The sequence below is a fragment of the Nisaea sp. genome, from assembly GCF_017640745.1.
In the GTDB taxonomy this organism is placed as follows: Bacteria; Pseudomonadota; Alphaproteobacteria; order Thalassobaculales; family Thalassobaculaceae; genus Nisaea.
This window is the reverse complement of sequence record NZ_JAEPQA010000026.1, coordinates 36,930-55,373: the sequence shown is the minus strand read 5'-3', so window position 1 is coordinate 55,373 and position 18,444 is coordinate 36,930. Positions and strand designations below refer to the sequence as shown.

The following is an 18,444-nucleotide window of genomic DNA, read 5'->3' as shown; positions in this document are numbered from 1 at the left end:
GTTTCTTACCCGGCGATGGCGGCGGCGATGGCGTCGCGGTCGAGCCCGTGATGGCCGATCACGACGAGGCGGGATTCCCGCGTCTCGCCGCCCTTCCAGTCGCGGTCGAAATAGCGCTGGATGCGCGGGCCGACGCCCTGGATCACCTGGCGCATCGGCTTGCCCGGAATATCGAGGAAGCCCTTCACACGGAGAATGTCGTGCTCGCGGACGGCGGCGACGATGCGTTCCTCCAATGCGTCCACGTCTTCGACCGAGGCGAGCGGCAGCACGAAGCTGTCGAAATCGTCATGGTCGTGCTCGTGGCCGTCGTCATGGTGCGACGGGCGGCTCTCCAGATCGTCCTCCGCCGCGGCGCCGAGGCCGAGCAGCACGTCCGCACCGAGCTGTCCGTGCGCGCTGGCGACGGTCTTTACCCCGCCCCGGAGATAGGGGGCGACGGTCTCCCGGACCTTGGCGAGGCCGGTTTCGTCGAGCAGGTCGGTCTTGTTCAGCACCACCATGTCGGCGCATTGCAGCTGTTCCTCGAACAGCTCCTCGAGCGGGCTCTCATGGTCGAGCGACTCGTCGGCCTCGCGCTGGCCCTGGACCGCCTCGTGATCGTCGGCGAAGCGGCCCTCGGAGACGGCGGCGGCGTCGATCACCGCGATCACGCCGTCGACGGTGGTGCGGGTGCGCACTTCCGGCCAGGCGAAGGCCTTCACCAGCGGCTTCGGCAGGGCGAGGCCCGAGGTCTCGATGATGATGTGGTCGGGCTTGTCCGGGCGGGCGAGGATCGCCTCGATGGTCGGCAGGAAATCGTCCGCGACCGTGCAGCAGATGCAGCCATTGGCGAGCTCGATCACGTCCTCGTCGCTGCAGCCCTCGATGCCGCAGCCGGTCAGCAGCTCGCGGTCGACGCCGAGATCGCCGAATTCGTTGATGATGAAGGCGAAACGGCGGCCCCCGTTGTTCTCGACCAGGTGCCGGATCATGCTGGTCTTGCCGGCACCGAGAAATCCGGTGATGACGGTCGCGGGGATCTTCTCACTCATGTCTGCCTCCTCGGGCCTTCCACAGGCCGGTGATGTCACGTCTCGTCACCGAACGGAAGACCGTGCCCCGGACACACCCCGGACCGAAGCGGGCGACGATGCTGACGGCAGGTCTCCTGGCTCGCCGGGTCCACGCGCTCCGTCCGCCTTCCCGGCGGCAGTTTCCTGCCTCCAGTGGCCTCCGGTCGAAGCGCTCGCCGGCTACAGTTGCGGGGGCAGCCGCGGCCTGGACCGTCCTGTTGGACCGGACCTCCGCGTTCCCTTTTGATCCCCGAGGGGAACCGTCTGCGGGACTTTTGTCGGATGGGGCGGCGTCCAAGTCAAGGACCGTCCGAGCCGGAATCGACTCCTGAGGAGAACATCGGTTACATTGCCCTTGAAAAGACAAGTAGTCCCGACCTGACGGACGAGAATCGAAAGTCACCAGATGGCGATTGCATCAACGACTTCGGTATCCCAGCAACTCAGTGCGCTCAACCTTGTCGGCGCGGCGCAACCGGCGGCTCCCGGGGGCAGTTCGACGACGGCCACCACCCCGCAGCCCGTATCCGCCGCGGAAAGTCCCGCCGTCGCGGCGAGTTCCGTCATTGGCAGTTCCAGCCAGCAGAGTGCGGCTGTCTCGCAGGCGCAATCGGCGCTTCAGGCGGCCGAGCGGGTCGTCGCCCAGCGCGAGGCCGACCTGCGGGAGGCCAGAAGCGCGGTGGATACCGCTTCCGATACGGCCGATCAGAGGCGTCAGGCCCTGTTCGATGCGGAATCGGCGGAACGCGTTGCACTTGCCGAGCAGCTCGAACGCGGCTCGCTGGTGAATATTTCCGTCTGAACCTCGTCAGAGGCCAGCGGCGAATCCTGAAGTATCGGGACGCCCGGAATTCTTCAGATAATCACCAGTGTTTCAGCGGGTGGCTTCAGCAGGGAGCGTTCTCTCGGTCTCGCGGGCTTGATCGCTGTGAGCTCCACATAAAGCTCCTTTACGATGCTGTTGCACGTTCTGACCATCGTCATGACTTCGTTCTTGGTTTTTCCTTGGACAATGCGCCGCTCGATGCGGAGTTCGCACCGCGTCACGTCCCAGTCGCCGGTATAGCCGTAGTCCATGCCGTAGTATTTCGGCTGCCCGAAATATTGAAAAGTTTTCGGAAAATATGGCCGTGTATGCGTCGGATCGACCCAAGCGTCCTCATGAAACCCGTGCGGGATGGCGATTTGAAATACGGCCCCTGGTTTGGCGACGCGATAAAGCTCCTGCATGACGTCCAGCGGACGGTGCAAGTGCTCGAGTGTGTGATGCATCAGAAATCTCGAGAAGCGGTTGTCCTCGAACGGCAGCGGCGTGGAGGCTACTGCATCCAAGTCAAACGCAAGATCGACCCCGTCGCCGGCAACGATGTCCAAGTTGACCATGTCATCGAGAATCTGGCTTCCGCAGCCAAGATGCAGTCCGTCTTTCTGATCGAGATGGTTCAAGAGTCTTGATCCTCCAATAGATCGGCTTCGTTGACGCACTAATACGCACCTGTTCGGCCGGATGTCAGCGTCTCGATGGCGGTAAACCGATGCCGGGCCTAAGGAGTGGTGTCGCTTTTCCCCAAACTGGTCACTGTTGCCGTCAGCGTCAGCGTCACGCGCTCCCCGTCCCCGAAATAAGGATTGGTGCGTATATGCAGCCAGCTTGGCAATACGATCATCTGACCGCTCTTGGGTGTGATCATCACGGAACGCCCCACCGTATCGATCGGCAGGCCGGCAAGCTCCGCCTGGGCGCGCGGATCGTCGATTTCGATGGTGCCGCTCTCCGGCGCGTCCTCGTTCGGCGCGTCGCCGGCATCAATGATGTATACCATCGTCAGATGGTGGCCTGGCGAAAGATGGCGCTTCTCGTAGCCACCATAGCGAAGGACGCTGGCGTATCCGGACAGCTCGGTCTCGAAGCTGATTGCACCGCCGGTAATCTGCGGAATGACCGCTTGCAGGGCGCCGGTCGCGGTCTGCCGGATCGTATCGATGCCGCGATCTGCCCAGCCGAAAAGGTTGCCGCTCGATCTCCAGCCGCCGATCACCCCAGCCGCACCCAGTTCGCCGGAAGCCTCCCGCGTCAGCACCGCTGCTTTAAGTGCATCGTTGAGCGGTTCGGCGCCGTCTATCGAGAACATGAAGAGGCGCGTCGGAAAGACCTCCAGAACGTCGGTGCGTGAATCGAACTTGAGCTCCATCGGCCGGTCCCCCCTCGGCAAGCCTTGCGGTTCAGGTATGATTAGCATGGGTCGGCGCGATGGGGTCAAACCCCGGATTGTCCCAGTTTTGTGAAGCGGGCAATTTGGGCGTCGGCTTCACGATGCGACGGCAAATGCGATCTTCAGCGCTGCAGCGAAGAATTTCGATCGCTATAGTCTGGGCTGGTTCGCTCCGATCGGGTTGACGGACGGATGGTTGTGTCGACGCTAGCGGTTGGCGCTTCGGTGTTTTCAAGAATGAGAATGGTTAGTTGCCTATCTGGTCTGGGAGTTTGAAGGCTTGGGAAGAAAAGCGTTCGTCAACATTATCAATCGCACAAATGAATTTACCTATTTTGCATCGCAGGACATCGCAAATGAGTTGAGTGCGGAAAGATGGAACGTCGTCAATGGGCCATTCGACAGTTTTGTGGAATATGCTTACGAGGATATTACTGGCGAAGATATCTGCTTCCTGATGAACAACTCGGCAGAGTCCCTCGGATTGCCAAGGAATTTCAAAGCGCTGAGCTGGCATCAGGACAACCCGTTTCAGATCCATCATTCGCGTGTGCAGGGTACATCAGAGAGGCAATTTTGGCTGTGCGCCGATGGAGATACGATCGAGGATATTCCCTACTGGTTCGGATCGACGAACGCGCCGCGTCACTTTCCCCATTGGGCCACGGACCTCGGGCCGATGGTTGCCGACGAGGATTTCGTTTCCCGGACATTCCGGAAGCGCCCGGTCGAGTTGCTTTTCGTCGGCAGCATCGATCTGGAGAAATTGAACCCCTCCAGCGAGAGGTTGAACGCGCTGCAGCCGCCCTATCGTAAATTCGCGGCCGGCGTATCGGAGCGCTTGCGAAGCGGAGAGCGGAAGTCCCTTACGCAATTGGCGTTCGATACGGAACGGGACCTAGGACTCGACATATCCGTTTCCGACAAGCCGGCGTTGCGGCGGATCCTCTGCTGGATTGACAACCTCTATCGCGCCGAAAACCGGCTTCGCATGTTCAAGGCTCTGAAGGGGTTCGACAAACTGACCGTGGTCTCGCCGCAAAAGGAACTTATCGAGAGGATTATCGAGCGGCCGGTTACATATTCCAACCTGAGCCCGGGTTTCGGCACCGGCCTCTTTACGATGTGTCTTGCGAAAATGACCTTCAACCACCTCCCGAATTATACCAACGGAGTGACGGAGCGCTTTTTCAACGCCCAGAACAGGGGAAGCGCCGTGCTCTCGGAGCGCAACAGCTTTATCGAGAACAACTTCGAGGTCGGAAAAGAGGTTTTCACCTTCAATCCGTTCGATCTGAAGCATCTCAAGGAATATATCGAGGATTCCCTAGCGGATGTGGACGCGCTGCGCGATCTGGCAGTGGCCGGAATGATGAAGACACGCGCAGAGCACAAACTGAAGAACCGCTTTGACACTATTCAGGGCGACCTTATCTGATAGCCCGGCTCCCGATCTGCCGCTTTCGGGCGCGGCCCCGCCTTGTGAAAGCCGAGCCGGAGCGGTTTCAGACGGGTTTCGTGAATGCCAGGAAGAGGGTGGAAAGGGGGACCCCGCCTTCCTCGCGCATCGAGCCGCGACGGGCGTCAAGAAGCGTCAGTCCCGCAGTCCTGGCGGCAGTTTCGAGATAGTCGAGACTATGGCTGTGGGCGCCGTCGAGACCGATGCCGATCCCGTCTTCATCCGTTCCGGTCAGTTCATGCGCGGTCATGAGAAGCCCACCGCCTGGCTGCAGCTTGGCGCCGACCTTACGGAAAAACGGCTCCAGATCGCCGATATAGGAACTCACATCTGCCGCGATTGCGGCATCGTAGAGTGTGTCTTCCCGCTCAAGCGCGGCGACGGCTTCTCCTTCTACGAGCCGGTCGTAGATTTTCTTTTCCCCGGCGATGCCCAGCATCTCGGGAGAAATGTCGATTCCCGTCAATTCCGCGCAATGAGGCCGGACCGCTGCGCCCGAGAGACCGGTTCCGCAGCCGATATCGATAATGTGCTCGACTTTGCGTGCGTCTGGCAGAATTCCGGAGGCGAGCCCGAGACGCCGAAGCTCCTCGGGGCCGGAGTATTTGAGTCGTTCGGTCAGGTGCGCGTCGAAATTCTTCGCATAGCCGTCGAACACCCGTTTCACGTAGGCGCTGCTGTAGGCCTGGCGCACCGGAGCGACGCCGTGGCGCGCGAGATCACGGCGCACCCCCATAGGGTCGTCCGGAGCGAGGCAAAGCGTCGCCCGGTAAAGCCGGATGGCTTCCCCGGCGCGTCCGGCGAGGTCCAGGAACTGGCCGAGAATGAAGGTCGCGTCGAGATTGGCCGGCTCGGAGATCCGGAGCCGCCTGAGGAGCCGGAAACTGTGCGTCCGGTTTTGCTCGCCGAGAGCTTTGAGGGCGCTCATCAGTGCCGCCGCGCCATGCAGGGGATCGAGCACGAGAAGCCGCGAGGCGGCCGTCTTGCCTTCCCTGTCGTCGGCGCCGAGATCGTTCAGGTAGGACGGGATACCGGGATCGATGAGAACGGCCCGCTTGAGAGCCGCGGTCGGACTCTGTCCCGATGCGCGCTGGGCGGATGCCAGGTTCGACCAGTGCCGGGAGTGGCCGGCCTCGTCTCTTGCCTTGCGTTGCAGGATGGGGAGCGCCGTCGCCCAATCGCCGGAGCCGACGGCCTCGCGCAGAATATCGACCTCGTTCCCGGGATCCTCAGCCATGCCCGCATGGTAGAGGAGGCCGGGCCTCTCAGGAAGAAGCGGTCGTACGGACCGGTTCACCGACCCCCGTGCTTGGCGAAATATTCCAGCGCCTTCTCGGCCATGTAGAGGTCGAAGGCGTCGTGGATGTCGATGCCGGAGGCGAAATCGTCGATCTCCAGGATGTCGACCTTCATGCCGGTGCGCTTGCCGGCCCGGATCAGGTCGGCGCGGATCGCCGAGGCGAGACCGGTATCTTCGCGGAACAGCGGCTTGCGGGTCTGGCGCGGGCCGTAGATCGCCATCCAGTCGAACACCCGTTCCCATTCGCCCGCGTCGTTGCGGGACCAGAAATTCTTGTGCGTCTTGTTGGCGACGAAGACGGTCTCGAGGCTGTCGTCGGCCTTCAGCCTTTTGACGCATTCCGCGATCCATTCCGGCTTGCGGAAGATGTCCGTCGGCTGCAGGAACACGACGATGCCGAACGGGCCGTCGAGCGCCTCGGCGCGCTCCAGCGCGTCCTTCAGGACCGGCTCGGTCGGGGTCAGGTCCTCGGCCAGCGTGCCTTCGCGGAGGAACGGGCACCAGGCGCCGGCGGCGACGGCCGCGTCGCGGATCTCCTCGCTGTCGGTGGTCACCAAAACCCGATCGCAGACGCCGGAGGCGAGCGCATGCTCGACGGAATGGGCGATCAGCGGCTTGCCGCCGATCGGCTTCACGTTCTTGCCCGGCAGGCCCTTTGAGCCGCCACGGGCGGGCAGGATGGCGAGAACGCGGTCAGACTTGCTCATGCGATGGAATTCCTGAATTCGGTGAAACGGTCCGCGACCATCTCGGCCATGGCGAGGCTCATGTCGTCGCGGATATCGACAAGGGCCCAGAACTGGTCGACCACCTCGAAGCCGACCGCGTCGCCGAGCCGGCGCCCTTCGCGGATCAGCTCCGGACGGGTCGCCAGCGCGAGGCCCACGACCTCCTGGAAATAGGTCGAGCTGCGGCGGTCGCCGCCGGGGCCGAGGGCCTGGATCGTCTTGTCCGGATCGAGGCGCCAGAGGCTGGCGTCGAACTGGCGGACGCAGACCACGCTGTCGAGATGCTCGCGCGCGGCGAGGTTCTCCGCCGTGCGCCGGATCAGGCCGCGCGGGCGGAATGGGTGGGTCGGCTCGATCACGACGATCTGCTCCGCCGGGAAGGCGTCCAGCACGTCGACGAGTGCGTCGGTATAGGACTCGGCCGTCCGGTCGTGGATGGTGATGCGGTCCGCATAGGGCGCGGCCTGCTGCTTCACGGCATTGTCGTCCGCGGTCAGCACGATGCGCGCGTCCGGCAGGTCCTCGAGCGCCGCCTCGATGGTGCGGACAAGGCTGGAGGTGCCGTCGAGCGGCTTCACGATCCGCGGAGTGGAGCTGGCGCCGGAATAGACCGGGATGATGATCAGCGTATCGCTCATGGCGCGCTCGTCCGGATATAGTCGATGACCTCGGCAACGCGCTTGGCGCGGCCCTCGTCGCGGCCCTGGTGGATGCCGTGATGGTGATAGACGCGCAATCCGGGCTCGTAGAGGATCTCGTGGCCGAGCGCGATCATGCGCTTGCCCCATTCCCTATCCTCGACGCCGCGGATCTCCTCGTCGAACGGATGCTCGTCCCAGATCGACTTGCGGATGCCCGAGTTGGCGTTGTGGAAAAAGTAGTCCCGGCGCTGGCGCACCCGCTCGTCGCGGAAGGTGGTCCAGAGATCGCGCCGGTCGACCGCGCTGGTATCCGGCAGCGGCTCCTGGCGGCCGTAGATGCCGCAGAGCTTCGGGTCGCCGTTCGGACCGAGATGAGCGAGCAGGTAGTCGGCCCAGAGCTCGTCCACCGGCACGCAGTGCGAGGAGATCAGCGCCACCGTGTCGTACTTCGCCGCCGCGATGCCGATATTCAGCGCCCGCCCGTAGGAGAACTCCTCGCGGCTGATGTACTTGATGTTCACGCCGTAGGCCTCGGCGATCGGCAGGGTGTCGTCGGTCGAGTCGTTGTCGACCAGAATGACGTCGATATCCTTCACCCGCTGGTGCTTCAGCGCGGTCAGGCAGCGGCCGATCCAGGCGGCCTCGTTCTTGGCCCGGAGCACGACGCTGATCATGGCTTCCTCCAATCGTCCTCGTCGACGACCCCGAAATCGAGGGCCGCGCCCTCGCCGAGATCGTAGAGCGCCTTCTTGCCGAGGATCGTCTCTTTCAGGCTGGCGCAGATCCCGGGCCCGCCCTTCTCCTCGGCGATATCGGCGGCTTCCAGCACCTTACCGAGCGGGATCGGCCGCGCCGCCTTCAGCGTCGGCCGGGCGAGGCGGTGCAGCTCGAGCCGCGCCACAGGCGTCGGCGCGAAGAGGATCGGGCCCTTCAGCTCGCCCGTCTCCTCCAGCACCCGGAGCCGTTCCAGCGCGTCGAGATCGTGCACCAGATAGGCAGCGCGGGTGCCCGCCTTCAGCAGGGGCGGCTTGGTCAGATGATCGGCCGGGATGACGATGTCGAAATCGGCCGCGACCTCGTTCAGCTCCTCGTGCCGGATGGCGTCGAGATGGATCGGCCAGGCTTCCGCCTCCACCGTGTCCGCATGGTCGCCGAGCAGGATCACGCCATGCTCGAAGGGATGCTCGTGTTCGCCGAGAGGCCGGATCTTCATCGCACCGCCTACCCCGCGTTCCGCATCGCGTCGCGCACCTGGTCGATGGTCAGCGCGCCTGGATTGGCCTTTTGGAAAGCGATCACCGCCTGGTCGAGATTCATGCCGAGCCCGTTCCGCGTCTTGAGGCCGCGCTTTGCCGCCTTTGAGAGGAGCTCGGTCTCCAACGGCTGGTAGATGATGTCATAGACCAGTGCGTCCGCCGGCAGTGCCGCCAGCAGCGCATCCGCTTCCGCGCCGAGCGGCGTGCCCGCCTGGCCGTCCTGGTAGCCCGCCGTGGTACAGTTCACCAGCAGGCCGCAGTCCGAGATCAGCTCCGTCGTCAGCGGCAGGGCAACGGACGAGACGTTCGCGCCGAGCCGGATCGCCGCTTCCTTCGCCTTCGCCTCGGTGCGGTTAGCGACCACCAGCTCTTTCACCGCGCCAGCAAGATAGGCCGCGACCGCGATCCCGGCGCCGCCGAGCCCGATCAGCACCGCCTTGCGGGAGGAAAGATCCGGCAGTGCGTCGGCGATCTGCGAGAGCGCGCCCGCGCCGTCCGTATTGGCGCCGACGAGTGCGTCGCCGTCGCGGTAGATCGCGTTCACCGCGCCGATCCGTTCCGCCTCCGGCTCCAGCCGGTCGAGCAGCGCCGCGATCGCCTGCTTGTGCGGCACCGCAACCGCGCCGCCGATATAGCGCGCATCGGCTTTCAGCGCCGCGACGAGGCCCGCGAGGTTTCCCGGCGTCACGTCCATCGGCACCATCGCGGCGTCGATGTCGCCGGCCTTGAAGGCGGCGTTCCAGAGCAGCGGCGAGCGCGCACCCTTGGACGGCGTCAGCCCGAGGATCGCGGCATATTTCGAGGTCGTGATGTTCGGGTCGTTGTCGAGAAAGTCCTGCACGTGGAGAGCGTCCCGGTTGGCAGTGCGACAGGCGGCGGAATCCCGCCGAAAAAACTGGGTGATGGTTTAGCGCAGGTGGGGCGGGGGAGGGAAGGGTGAAGAACTCTCCTCTTGATCGTCATCCCGGGCTTGACCCGGGACCTCATGACGAGAGGCGATGAGCGCTTCGATCGAAAGGTCCCGGCTCTCCGGCCGGGATGACGATGAAGCAGGCAAACAGATTGTCCCCACCCACGAACAATCTCCCCCTCCAAATGCGCTATGATCGGCCCATCTCTCAGTCTGCGCGGCCATCCGGCCGTGCCCTGAGAACTGGAGGCAAGCCATGTCGATCCGCGCTGTGAAATCCGAGTCCGTTGCCCGTCCGACGATGGAAGGCGCGGGGGTGCATCTGCACCGTGTGTTCGGCTTCGGCGATCCGACCGAGTCCGATCCGTTCCTGATGATGGACGATTTCCGCAACGACGATCCGGCGAAATACAAGGCCGGCTTCCCCTGGCATCCGCATCGCGGCATCGAGACCATCACCTATGTGCTGGCGGGCGAGGTCGAGCACGGCGATTCGCTCGGCAATCACGGCGTGCTCGGCGCGGGATCGGTGCAGTGGATGACGGCGGGCTCCGGCATCATGCACCAGGAGATGCCGCGCGGGAACGCCGCGGGGCAGATGCACGGCTTCCAGCTCTGGGCCAACCTGCCCTCGTCGGAAAAGATGACGACGCCGCGCTACCAGGACATTTCCGGGGCCGACATCCCGGAGATCATCGACGACGACGGCACGAAGGTGAAGATCGTCACCGGCGAGTTCTGGGGCAAGCGCGGCCCGGTCGACGGGATCGCGGCGAACCCGCTCTATCTCGACATCTCGGTACCGCCGAACAGCACGAAGCGGCTGCCGGTCGACACCCACATGAACGCCTTCGCCTATGTCTTCGCCGGCGCCGGCCGCTTCCGCGACGCCTCCGATCCGGTCGGCGTGCTGGTGGAGAAGGAGTTCCAGGGCGAGGAGCTGAACCTCCGCGACATGACCGGCAACCGGACGCTGGTGCGCTTCGACACGGGCGACGAGATCACCGTGACGGCGGGGCCGGAGGGCGTGCGCTTCCTGCTGGTCGCCGGCAAGCCGATCAGGGAGCCCGTCGCCTGGCACGGCCCAATCGTGATGAACACCCGCGAGGAGCTGATGCAGGCGATCCGCGACCTCAATGAGGGAACGTTTATCCGGGAAGGCGCGACGGGGATCTGAGGCGGCGGTCCCCGACTTTTCCGGTAACTAGACGGCGACCAGGCGGTTCAGATAGGCGATCTGGTCGTTGGTATAGACGCCCGGATAGGCCGCGTTAATCTCGTCTCGGAGGTGAGCCAGGGGCGTGATCGACACTTCGTCCTTGATGGTCGGCAGCATCGTGTAGAGCGCTGAGAAAATCAGCCTCTTTTTCGATTTCGGCAGCTGACCCTTGTGGAGGCTCCCGGTGTTTCCCAGCAGGACCGTGCCGGCCTTGCCGGTTTTGGTGACGATCCGGTCTTTTCCGAAGAGTTCCTCGACCTCGGCATCCGTCTTGCGCTGTTTCCTCAGCATCTCCTGGTATTTGGCGAACAGCGCAGGATCGCCGCCGGACTTCTCCTTGAGGAGCCTGCCATGTGCGGCGTAGTCGCCGCTGCCGCTGACATAGACGTGCGGGCCGGATTCCTCGTCCACATCCGTCAGATAGAGGAAAAGCTTGCAGAAGCGGTAGCAGTGCTGGTCGACGTGGAAAAGCTGGGCGTGCTCGGCCTGATCCCGCGGAAACGACCAGAAGGCCTCGAGCGACATGAGGGACGGATACATTCCGAGATACCGGTGAAGCACCGAAATGATCCTGGGATGATTGGCGAGCCGGACCAGGTGCGGTGCCATCGCGATCGTGGTCTGGTCATAGCTTGCGACGCTGACTTGCTCGGGCGCGTCGTCCGGCAGGAAAGGCGGGAGGGACTTGTCCCAGAGATAGGAGGTTTTCCGCCCCTTGAGGTATTCGAGGATTTCGTCGATGGACTTCTGATCGATCATCTGTCCGAGTTCGACATAACCTTCCTGACGTATGCCGCGTGCCCAGTCCTCAAGTGTCGTGGCGTCGTCGCCGTCGTATGACGGGGCGCCGAAGCCATGAATCTGGTTCATCGACTTCGCGATGATGTCGGCGAAATTGTTGTAGTCGCGCGGATTGATGTTGTAGCGCAAAGAGAGGAGAAACCTGCGGTACCAGTCCAGATTGTCGTACTGGAAGAATCTGGCTATCGGCGTTGTTTTATCGATCAGGTTATTCACAAACGGCCTCAACAGTTCTGGGCATGCGGTCCCGATTACTTCAAGCGCACGATCAGGAGGATGACGCCTTTCCGCGACTTATCCAGAGGATCGTGTCGGAATGCGACCTCGTCAATCCGCTCCTCGCCGATAAGTCGGAGAATGTCATCCGAGTGTGTGTTGTTGATACCGCCATCGGCTTCCGCGCGCTTGAACTCATCCGTGCCCGGAGGAATGCGGGTGAAGCCGATGCAGAAGAGACCGCCCGGTTTGAGGATTCTGCACATCTCGTTGACCGCGGTCTGGTGATCGGTGCTGTAGGGCAGTGCCCAGCCATTGATCATCACGTCGAAACTGTTGTCCGGGTGCGGGATGGCATGCATGTCCCCGATATCGATCAGGGGAGAGTTCGATACCTGGTCGATGGCGGAAATATTCTCCGGATGAAAGCCGTGGGCGATCAGATTGAAGATTTCCATCTCGTTGCGCGGGCCGATCGAAAGCACGCGCATGTTTGAAGCCTTCTCATAGACGGGATCGATCACGGAAAGCGGGCGGATGAGGCGTTCAACGTGGGACTCGACGAAATTGTCCATCATCCGCTTGTTGTGCGGGATCGTGATATCTATCGCTTTGCCGCTCGGATTGCTCGCCGTCCGCTGGAAACTTGCAAACATTCCGGCCCGCTTTTTCGCGATATAGACCCGCAGGTCGCGCGAGAAAAACAGGGTCTGGGGACGCCGCCGCAAGTAATTGAAAATCTCGTCCCAGTCGGATTTTTTAAGTCCAAGGGCGTGCTTGTTTTTCTGAACATCTCTGGCGGAGGTGTCGGTATCGCTCATGTTTTTGTTGTCCGTTCGAAGTCCTGGTGGGGAGGCCACCGGGCATGCTCGCCTGATGACCCCGGCATGGCCGCTCCGGTAACATCGAAGTGGTTCCGGTTTCGCGTTCTCGCTTCGGGGTGGTCCCGATCACGCCTTGTGCTTGGCCTGCTGGTCGAAGAAGGACGCGGTCGAGGGCAACTGAGGCAGCGTGATCTCGTAAGGGATCGACCGCACCCGGCCGGTACGCACACCGCGCACGATCGTGCCTTCGTACCTGTTCGGCATCGGGTTGGGCGAGACCGGCACCGCATCCTCGGCGGAATAGACTGAGATGAAGAGGGTGCGAGGCCGGTTCGAAAGGTTTGGGGCCGAGCCGTGCAGCAGACGGGTGTGCATCAGGCAGACGGAACCCGCCGGGCCGGTGCAGAGTGCCGCCTTTTTCTTGCACTCGGCGGCGACATTGTCGTCGATCGCGCCGGTGAAGATGCCCTCGTGCCAGAGGCCGTGTATCTCGCCAAGATGCGAACCGGCCAGCACCTCGAGCGGTCCGTTCTCCTCCGTCACCTCGTCGACCATCAGCAGCGCGGTGATCACGTCGTCGTTGGTGTGCGGGGTGAAGGGGAAGTCCTGGTGCCATTTCACCTGGGTCGCGCCGCCGGGCAGCTTCGAATTGATCTTGGAATGATGGAACTTCACGTTCGGGCCGATCAGGTCGGCGACGCAGTCGGTCATCCGGCTCGAGGCCATCGCCTCGTAGTAGGCCTCGGAAACCTCGACCGGCGCGTTGACGCGGCGGAGGCCCGGCTTCTCGGCCGTGTGGCCCGGCTCGAGGTCGAAACGCGGCTTGTTGTTGATGGTCTCGCCGTAGGGCGTGTCATGCGCCCGGCTCTCCTCGACCCAGCCGTCGAAGGTGTTGCGCAGCCGTCCGAGCAGATCCGGAGAGACCGCGTTCTCGATGGTGAGGTAGCCGTCGCGCCAGAAGGCGTCCTTTTGCATGTCGCTGAGACCGGCCATCCTCACTCTCCCGTGCTTGCGTGGCGTCCGGCTTCAGGCTACGGACAGTGCCCATGAGCGTGCAAGCATTCCTCGACAGGGTGGCGGCGAAAGAGGCGCGGGTCGGCGTGATCGGCCTCGGTTATGTCGGCCTGCCCCTGGCGCTGGCCTGCCTCCGGGCCGGCTTTCCGGTCACCGGCTACGATATCGACGGGTCCAAGGTGGAGATGCTGAAGGCGGAGCGCTCCTACCTGCCGCATATCCCGGTCGACGGCGTCGGAGACGAGATCGCGACCGGGCGTTTCCGCCCGACCAGTGTGATTGCAGACCTCGGCGATGCGGACGCGGTGCTGATCTGTGTGCCGACGCCGCTGACGCCGGAGCGCGACCCGGATCTCCGCTATGTCCGCGACACCGCCGCCGCGCTGGCGCCGGTGCTGAAGAAGGGCGCGCTGGTGGTGCTGGAATCGACCACCTATCCCGGCACGACCGAAGAGGTGCTGCTGCCGATCCTGGAAGGCGCGGGCTTGAAGCTCGGCGAAGATCTCTTCCTCGCCTTCGCCCCTGAGCGAGAGGATCCCGGCAACGCGCAGTATTCCATCGGCCGGATCCCGAAGGTGGTCGGCGGGATGGACGCGGCCTCCGGACAGGCGGCGGAGGCACTCTACGGCGCGGTGCTGGAGAAGGTCGTACCCGTCTCCTCCGCGTCGACGGCGGAGGCGGTGAAGATCACCGAGAATGTCTTCCGCGCAGTCAATATCGCGCTGGTGAACGAGCTGAAGCTGATCTACGGCGCCATGGGCATTGATGTCTGGGAGGTGATCGAAGCGGCCTCGACCAAGCCCTTCGGCTACATGCCATTCTATCCGGGGCCGGGCCTCGGCGGGCACTGCATCCCAATCGATCCCTTCTATCTCGCCTGGAAGGCCCGCAGCGTCGGCCAGACGACCCGCTTCATCGAGCTCGCGGGCGAGATCAACCGGGCGATGCCGGATTACGTCATCGACCGGCTGCGCGAGGCGGTGGACCTGCAATCGGGCAAGGGGCTGCGCGGCGCCGACATCCTGCTGATCGGGATGGCCTACAAGAAGAACGTCGCCGACCAGCGCGAGAGCCCGGCGCTGACCATCCTGGAGAAGCTGGACGCGGCGGGCGCTTCGGTCTCCTTCCACGATCCCTGGATTCCGGAGATCCTGCCGAGCCGCGAGTTCGGCCATCTCGCCGGACGGACCGGCGTGGCGCTGACGGCCGAGCGGGTCGCCGCGGCGGACGCGGTGCTGATCGTCACCGATCACGACGATGTCGATTATGCCTTGATCGCGGATCGGGCGCGGTTGGTGGTCGATACCCGCAACGCCATGCGGGCGCGTGGTCACGAAGGGGATCGCATCGTCACCGCCTGACGGCCGGTAGCGGGACAAAATCGATACAATTCCGCATCTTCGCGCCGCGCGGGCTTTCATGTATCGTCGCCGCGCACGTATCAATTCGGGGACAGGTATGACGGGTCCGGTTCTGGTGACCGGTGCCGATGGTTTCATCGGCTCGCATCTGGTCGAGACGCTGCTGGAAGAGGGCAGGGAAGTGCGCGCGCTCGCGCTCTACAATTCCTTCGGTGCGACCGGCTGGCTGGAGACGATCCCGAAGGAGCTGCGCGGCGGGCTCGAGATTGTGCTCGGCGATATCCGCGACCGGAGCTGCGTCGTCGGCGCTGCCAAGGGCGCCTCGGCAATCCTGCATCTCGCCGCACTGATCGCGATTCCCTACTCCTACCGGGCACCTGAAAGTTATATCGACACGAATGTGACCGGCACGCTGAACGTGCTGGAAGCAGCCCGGCTCTGGGAGACGGAGAGGGTGGTCTGCACCTCGACCAGCGAGATCTACGGCACCGCGCAGTTCGTCCCGATCACGGAGGAACATCCGGTCAATCCGCAAAGCCCCTACGCGGCCTCGAAAGCGGCGGCGGATCATCTGGCGCTCTCCTACGAAAAGAGCTTCGGCCTGCCGGTCGCGGTGCTCCGCCCCTTCAATACCTACGGTCCGCGCCAGTCCGCCCGCGCGGTGATCCCGACCATCATCACGCAGCTTGCGCGCGGCGCGGAGGAAATCCGCCTCGGCGCCACCTCGCCGACACGCGACTTCACCTTCGTCCGGGATACCGCTGCCGGTTTCGTCGCGGCGATGCGGGCGGACAAGGCGATCGGCCGGGTGACGAACATCGGCAGCGGCTTCGAGATTTCCGTCGGCGAGACCGCGGCGGCGATCGGCCGGGTCATGGGACGCAATGTGGAGATCGTCTCGGACGAGGAGCGTCTCCGGCCCGAGGCAAGTGAGGTCGAGCGGCTTTTTGCGGGCGTTGCGGTGGCGGAGGAGATCCTCGGCTGGGCGCCGGCGCATGGCGGCCGCGACGGCTTCGACCGGGGTCTGGAAAAGACCATCGAATGGTTCACCGACCCCGCCAATCTCGCGCGCTATCCCGAAGGGTACCAGGTCTGATGACGGCCGTATTGAAGAACAGCAGCTACGACGAGGACGCGCTTGTCGCCGCCGTCATTTCGGTTCTGCCCGAGAACCGCCCGCTGCCGCTGCACGAGCCGGAATTCATCGGACGCGAGAAGGAATATGTGACCGACTGCATCGAGACCGGCTGGGTCTCCTCGGTCGGATCCTATGTCGACCGGTTCGAGAAGCTCGTGGCGGAGAAATCCGGCACGAAGTTCGGCGTCGCCTGCGTCAGCGGAACGGCCGCCCTGCACATCGCCCTTGTCGCCGCCGGAGTGGCGCGGGACGACGAGGTGCTGGTGCAGGCCCTGACCTTCGTCGCGTCGGCCAACGCGGTTTATCACGCGGGCGCCGTGCCGCATTTCGTCGACAGCGAGAATGCCACGCTCGGGCTTGATCCGGATGCCCTCGACGCCTACCTGGAGGAGATCGCTGAGCTTCGGGACGGCGCGGCCTGGAACCGCTCGACCGGACGGCGGATCAGCGCCGTCGTGCCGATGCATGTGTTCGGTCATCCGGTCCGGATGGAGCGGCTCGCCGAGGTTGCGGAGCGCTGGCATATCGTCGTCGTCGAAGACGCTGCGGAGAGCCTCGGGTCCAGCCGGAACGGCCGCCCGATGGGGAGTTTCGGCAAGCTCGCCGCGGTCAGTTTCAATGGCAACAAGACGATCACGACCGGCGGCGGCGGCGCCGTCGTGACCGACGACGAAGCTCTCGCGAAGCACCTGAAACACCTGACGACGACGGCAAAACTGCCGCATCGCTGGGCCTTCGACCATGACGAGATCGCTTACAATTACCGGCTGCCGAACCTGAATGCCGCGCTGGGCTGCGCGCAGTTCGAGATGCTTGACCGGTTCCTCAAGGAGAAGAGGGTTCTGGCCGCTGAATATGACCGGTCGCTGAGCGGAATTCCGGGAGTGGAGTTTTTCCGTGAGCCCGAGGGTTGTCGCGGGAATTACTGGCTGAATGCAGTGCTGGTTCCCGACCGTGCCGCACGGGACAGTCTGCTCGCAAGGCTGAACGACGAGGGGATTCAGGCCCGTCCGTGCTGGACGCCGATGCACGAACTGTCCTTCAACCGCGATTGCCCGCGGACCTCGCTGAGGGTGACCGAAGCCTTGGTGGACCGGATCGTCAACCTTCCGAGCAGCGCAAAACTCGGCCGCAGGGTGTAGCGCATCATGGCGGAACGTATTGCCTGCGTAACGGGAAGCCGCGCCGATTTCGGAATCCAGAGACCGGTGCTCGACGCGCTCCGCGCTGCGCCGGACTTTGATCTCGACCTCTACGTGACCGGTATGCATCTTTCCCCCCGCTTCGGGAACACGGTGGACGAGGTCGAGGCGGCGGGCTTCGAGATCGCGGGCAAGATCGATTGCGATGCTTCCGGTGGCAGCGATCTCGATGTCGCGCATTCGACCAGCGTCGCCCTTGCCGGATTTGCCGATGCCTGGGCAATGCGGCGGCCCGATCTGGTTCTCTTGCTTGGTGATCGCTTTGAGACATTTGCCGCCGCGTCGGCGGCCTACCTGCTCAATATCCCGATCGCCCATATGATTGGCGGGGACGTCACATCCGGATCGCTGGACGACGGATTACGTCATGCAATATCGAAATTTTCTCATTTGCATTTGACGACAAACCAGCCCGCGCGGGAGCGCCTGATCCGGATGGGCGAGCATCCGGACACAGTCTTTAACACCGGAACGCCTGCACTCGACGCCATCTTGTCGCGCGAACGGCTCACACGGGAGGAGGTGGAACGCCGGGTCGGAGCGTCTCTCGGTACGCGTTTTCTCGTGGCGACATTCCACCCGGCTACGGCGGACAAGGGATCGCCCTCGGAACAGTTTGCGGAACTGCTTTCGGCATTCGAGGAGCTGCCTGACGACATGACTGCGCTTGTCACCTACGCCAACGCCGATTCTGGAGGAGCAGAGCTCAACCGTCTTCTGGAGGCGATGGCGCACGAGTCCGACCGGATCATTGCACGCGACTCGCTCGGGCAGGATCTCTACTTCGCTGCCTTGAAGCATGCCACGATGGTTGTCGGCAACTCGTCGAGCGGCCTTTATGAGGCTCCGTCCTTCGGGATTCCGACGGTGAATATAGGTTGCCGCCAGGACGGCCGCCTCAAGGCGGCGTCGGTTATCGACTGTCCACCTGAGCGCGGTGCCATCGCTGCTGCCATGGTCACGGCTGCCCAAATGGATTGTTCGGGAACGGTCAACCCATATGGCGACGGACGCGCCACGGAACGTGTGCTCGCGGCTCTCAGAAAATTCATGCCGTTCGAAAACCTCGACATGAAACGGTTCTTCGACGCTTGAAGCCGGGGGTCC

19 protein-coding genes and 1 riboswitch are annotated in these 18,444 nt (G+C 63.5%); of the genes, 7 read left to right on the top strand and 12 right to left on the bottom strand.

What is annotated here, in order from left to right:
• Window positions 1-5 precede the first annotated feature (5 nt).
• Window positions 6-1,034 carry a cobalamin biosynthesis protein CobW gene (gene cobW, locus JJ959_RS17000; RefSeq protein ID WP_292886241.1) on the bottom strand — a complete coding sequence of 343 codons (1,029 nt, stop codon included), beginning with the start codon at window positions 1,032-1,034 and terminating at the stop codon, window positions 6-8.
• 88 nt (window positions 1,035-1,122) lie between these two features.
• Window positions 1,123-1,335, bottom strand: a riboswitch (cobalamin riboswitch).
• 126 nt (window positions 1,336-1,461) lie between these two features.
• Here cobW and JJ959_RS16995 point away from each other — a divergent pair.
• On the top strand, window positions 1,462-1,857 hold the full coding sequence (locus JJ959_RS16995) for a hypothetical protein (protein WP_292886238.1): 396 nt from the start codon (window positions 1,462-1,464) through the stop codon (window positions 1,855-1,857).
• Window positions 1,858-1,910: 53 nt separating this feature from the next.
• Here JJ959_RS16995 and JJ959_RS16990 read toward each other — a convergent pair whose 3' ends face one another.
• Both JJ959_RS16990 and JJ959_RS16985 read right to left on the bottom strand, forming a co-directional pair.
• Complete coding sequence (locus tag JJ959_RS16990; protein WP_292886235.1) at window positions 1,911-2,501, bottom strand: methyltransferase domain-containing protein; 591 nt, start codon at window positions 2,499-2,501, stop codon at window positions 1,911-1,913.
• A gap of 98 nt (window positions 2,502-2,599) precedes the next feature.
• Complete coding sequence (locus JJ959_RS16985; RefSeq protein ID WP_292886232.1) at window positions 2,600-3,247, bottom strand: putative 2OG-Fe(II) oxygenase; 648 nt, start codon at window positions 3,245-3,247, stop codon at window positions 2,600-2,602.
• Between the two features lie 301 nt (window positions 3,248-3,548).
• Between JJ959_RS16985 and JJ959_RS16980 the strand changes: the two genes are divergently transcribed.
• Entirely contained in the window at window positions 3,549-4,706 is a 1,158-nt protein-coding gene (locus JJ959_RS16980; RefSeq protein ID WP_292886230.1) for a glycosyltransferase, read from the top strand.
• A 67-nt stretch (window positions 4,707-4,773) separates the two neighbouring features.
• On the opposite strand, the gene JJ959_RS16975 is transcribed toward JJ959_RS16980, so the two are convergent.
• The 6 genes from JJ959_RS16975 to JJ959_RS16950 are packed head-to-tail and all read right to left on the bottom strand — an operon-like array spanning window position 4,774 to window position 9,493.
• The gene (locus JJ959_RS16975; protein WP_292886227.1) at window positions 4,774-5,964 is read right to left on the bottom strand and encodes a methyltransferase; all 1,191 of its coding nucleotides are present in this window, start codon (window positions 5,962-5,964) and stop codon (window positions 4,774-4,776) included.
• Window positions 5,965-6,020: 56 nt separating this feature from the next.
• The gene (locus tag JJ959_RS16970; protein ID WP_292886225.1) at window positions 6,021-6,734 is read right to left on the bottom strand and encodes an acylneuraminate cytidylyltransferase family protein; all 714 of its coding nucleotides are present in this window, start codon (window positions 6,732-6,734) and stop codon (window positions 6,021-6,023) included.
• On the bottom strand, window positions 6,731-7,393 hold the full coding sequence (locus JJ959_RS16965) for a hypothetical protein (RefSeq protein ID WP_292886222.1): 663 nt from the start codon (window positions 7,391-7,393) through the stop codon (window positions 6,731-6,733). The genes JJ959_RS16970 and JJ959_RS16965 overlap by 4 nt, the downstream gene beginning before the upstream one ends.
• Window positions 7,390-8,070: a glycosyltransferase family A protein gene (locus JJ959_RS16960; protein ID WP_193188739.1), complete on the bottom strand. Its 681-nt coding sequence runs from the start codon at window positions 8,068-8,070 to the stop codon at window positions 7,390-7,392. The genes JJ959_RS16965 and JJ959_RS16960 overlap by 4 nt, the downstream gene beginning before the upstream one ends.
• The gene (locus JJ959_RS16955) at window positions 8,067-8,609 is read right to left on the bottom strand and encodes an SAF domain-containing protein (RefSeq protein WP_292886216.1); all 543 of its coding nucleotides are present in this window, start codon (window positions 8,607-8,609) and stop codon (window positions 8,067-8,069) included. The genes JJ959_RS16960 and JJ959_RS16955 overlap by 4 nt, the downstream gene beginning before the upstream one ends.
• Before the next feature lie 8 nt (window positions 8,610-8,617).
• Window positions 8,618-9,493 (bottom strand): shikimate dehydrogenase, encoded by an 876-nt coding sequence (locus JJ959_RS16950; RefSeq protein ID WP_292886213.1) that lies wholly within the window; start codon window positions 9,491-9,493, stop codon window positions 8,618-8,620.
• Window positions 9,494-9,818: 325 nt separating this feature from the next.
• Here JJ959_RS16950 and JJ959_RS16945 point away from each other — a divergent pair, with 325 nt between their 5' ends.
• A complete protein-coding gene (locus JJ959_RS16945; protein ID WP_292886211.1) occupies window positions 9,819-10,739 on the top strand; it encodes a pirin family protein in 921 nt (306 codons plus the stop codon).
• Between the two features lie 27 nt (window positions 10,740-10,766).
• Here JJ959_RS16945 and JJ959_RS16940 read toward each other — a convergent pair whose 3' ends face one another.
• The 3 genes from JJ959_RS16940 to JJ959_RS16930 all read right to left on the bottom strand — a co-directional run bounded on the left by JJ959_RS16940 (window position 10,767) and on the right by JJ959_RS16930 (window position 13,615).
• Window positions 10,767-11,798, bottom strand: a complete 1,032-nt coding sequence (locus JJ959_RS16940; RefSeq protein ID WP_292886208.1) for a hypothetical protein — start codon at window positions 11,796-11,798, stop codon at window positions 10,767-10,769.
• A gap of 35 nt (window positions 11,799-11,833) precedes the next feature.
• The gene (locus JJ959_RS16935; protein WP_292886205.1) at window positions 11,834-12,619 is read right to left on the bottom strand and encodes a class I SAM-dependent methyltransferase; all 786 of its coding nucleotides are present in this window, start codon (window positions 12,617-12,619) and stop codon (window positions 11,834-11,836) included.
• A 129-nt stretch (window positions 12,620-12,748) separates the two neighbouring features.
• Window positions 12,749-13,615: a phytanoyl-CoA dioxygenase family protein gene (locus JJ959_RS16930; RefSeq protein WP_292886202.1), complete on the bottom strand. Its 867-nt coding sequence runs from the start codon at window positions 13,613-13,615 to the stop codon at window positions 12,749-12,751.
• Window positions 13,616-13,668: 53 nt separating this feature from the next.
• Between JJ959_RS16930 and JJ959_RS16925 the strand changes: the two genes are divergently transcribed.
• The 4 genes from JJ959_RS16925 to neuC all read left to right on the top strand — a co-directional run bounded on the left by JJ959_RS16925 (window position 13,669) and on the right by neuC (window position 18,432).
• Entirely contained in the window at window positions 13,669-14,997 is a 1,329-nt protein-coding gene (locus JJ959_RS16925) for a nucleotide sugar dehydrogenase (protein WP_292886199.1), read from the top strand.
• 97 nt (window positions 14,998-15,094) lie between these two features.
• The gene (locus JJ959_RS16920; RefSeq protein WP_292886196.1) at window positions 15,095-16,093 is read left to right on the top strand and encodes a GDP-mannose 4,6-dehydratase; all 999 of its coding nucleotides are present in this window, start codon (window positions 15,095-15,097) and stop codon (window positions 16,091-16,093) included.
• On the top strand, window positions 16,093-17,277 hold the full coding sequence (locus JJ959_RS16915) for a LegC family aminotransferase (protein ID WP_292886193.1): 1,185 nt from the start codon (window positions 16,093-16,095) through the stop codon (window positions 17,275-17,277). Before JJ959_RS16920 ends, JJ959_RS16915 begins: the two co-directional genes overlap by 1 nt.
• A gap of 6 nt (window positions 17,278-17,283) precedes the next feature.
• Window positions 17,284-18,432 (top strand): UDP-N-acetylglucosamine 2-epimerase, encoded by a 1,149-nt coding sequence (neuC, locus tag JJ959_RS16910; protein WP_292886190.1) that lies wholly within the window; start codon window positions 17,284-17,286, stop codon window positions 18,430-18,432.
• Window positions 18,433-18,444: the final 12 nt, after the last annotated feature.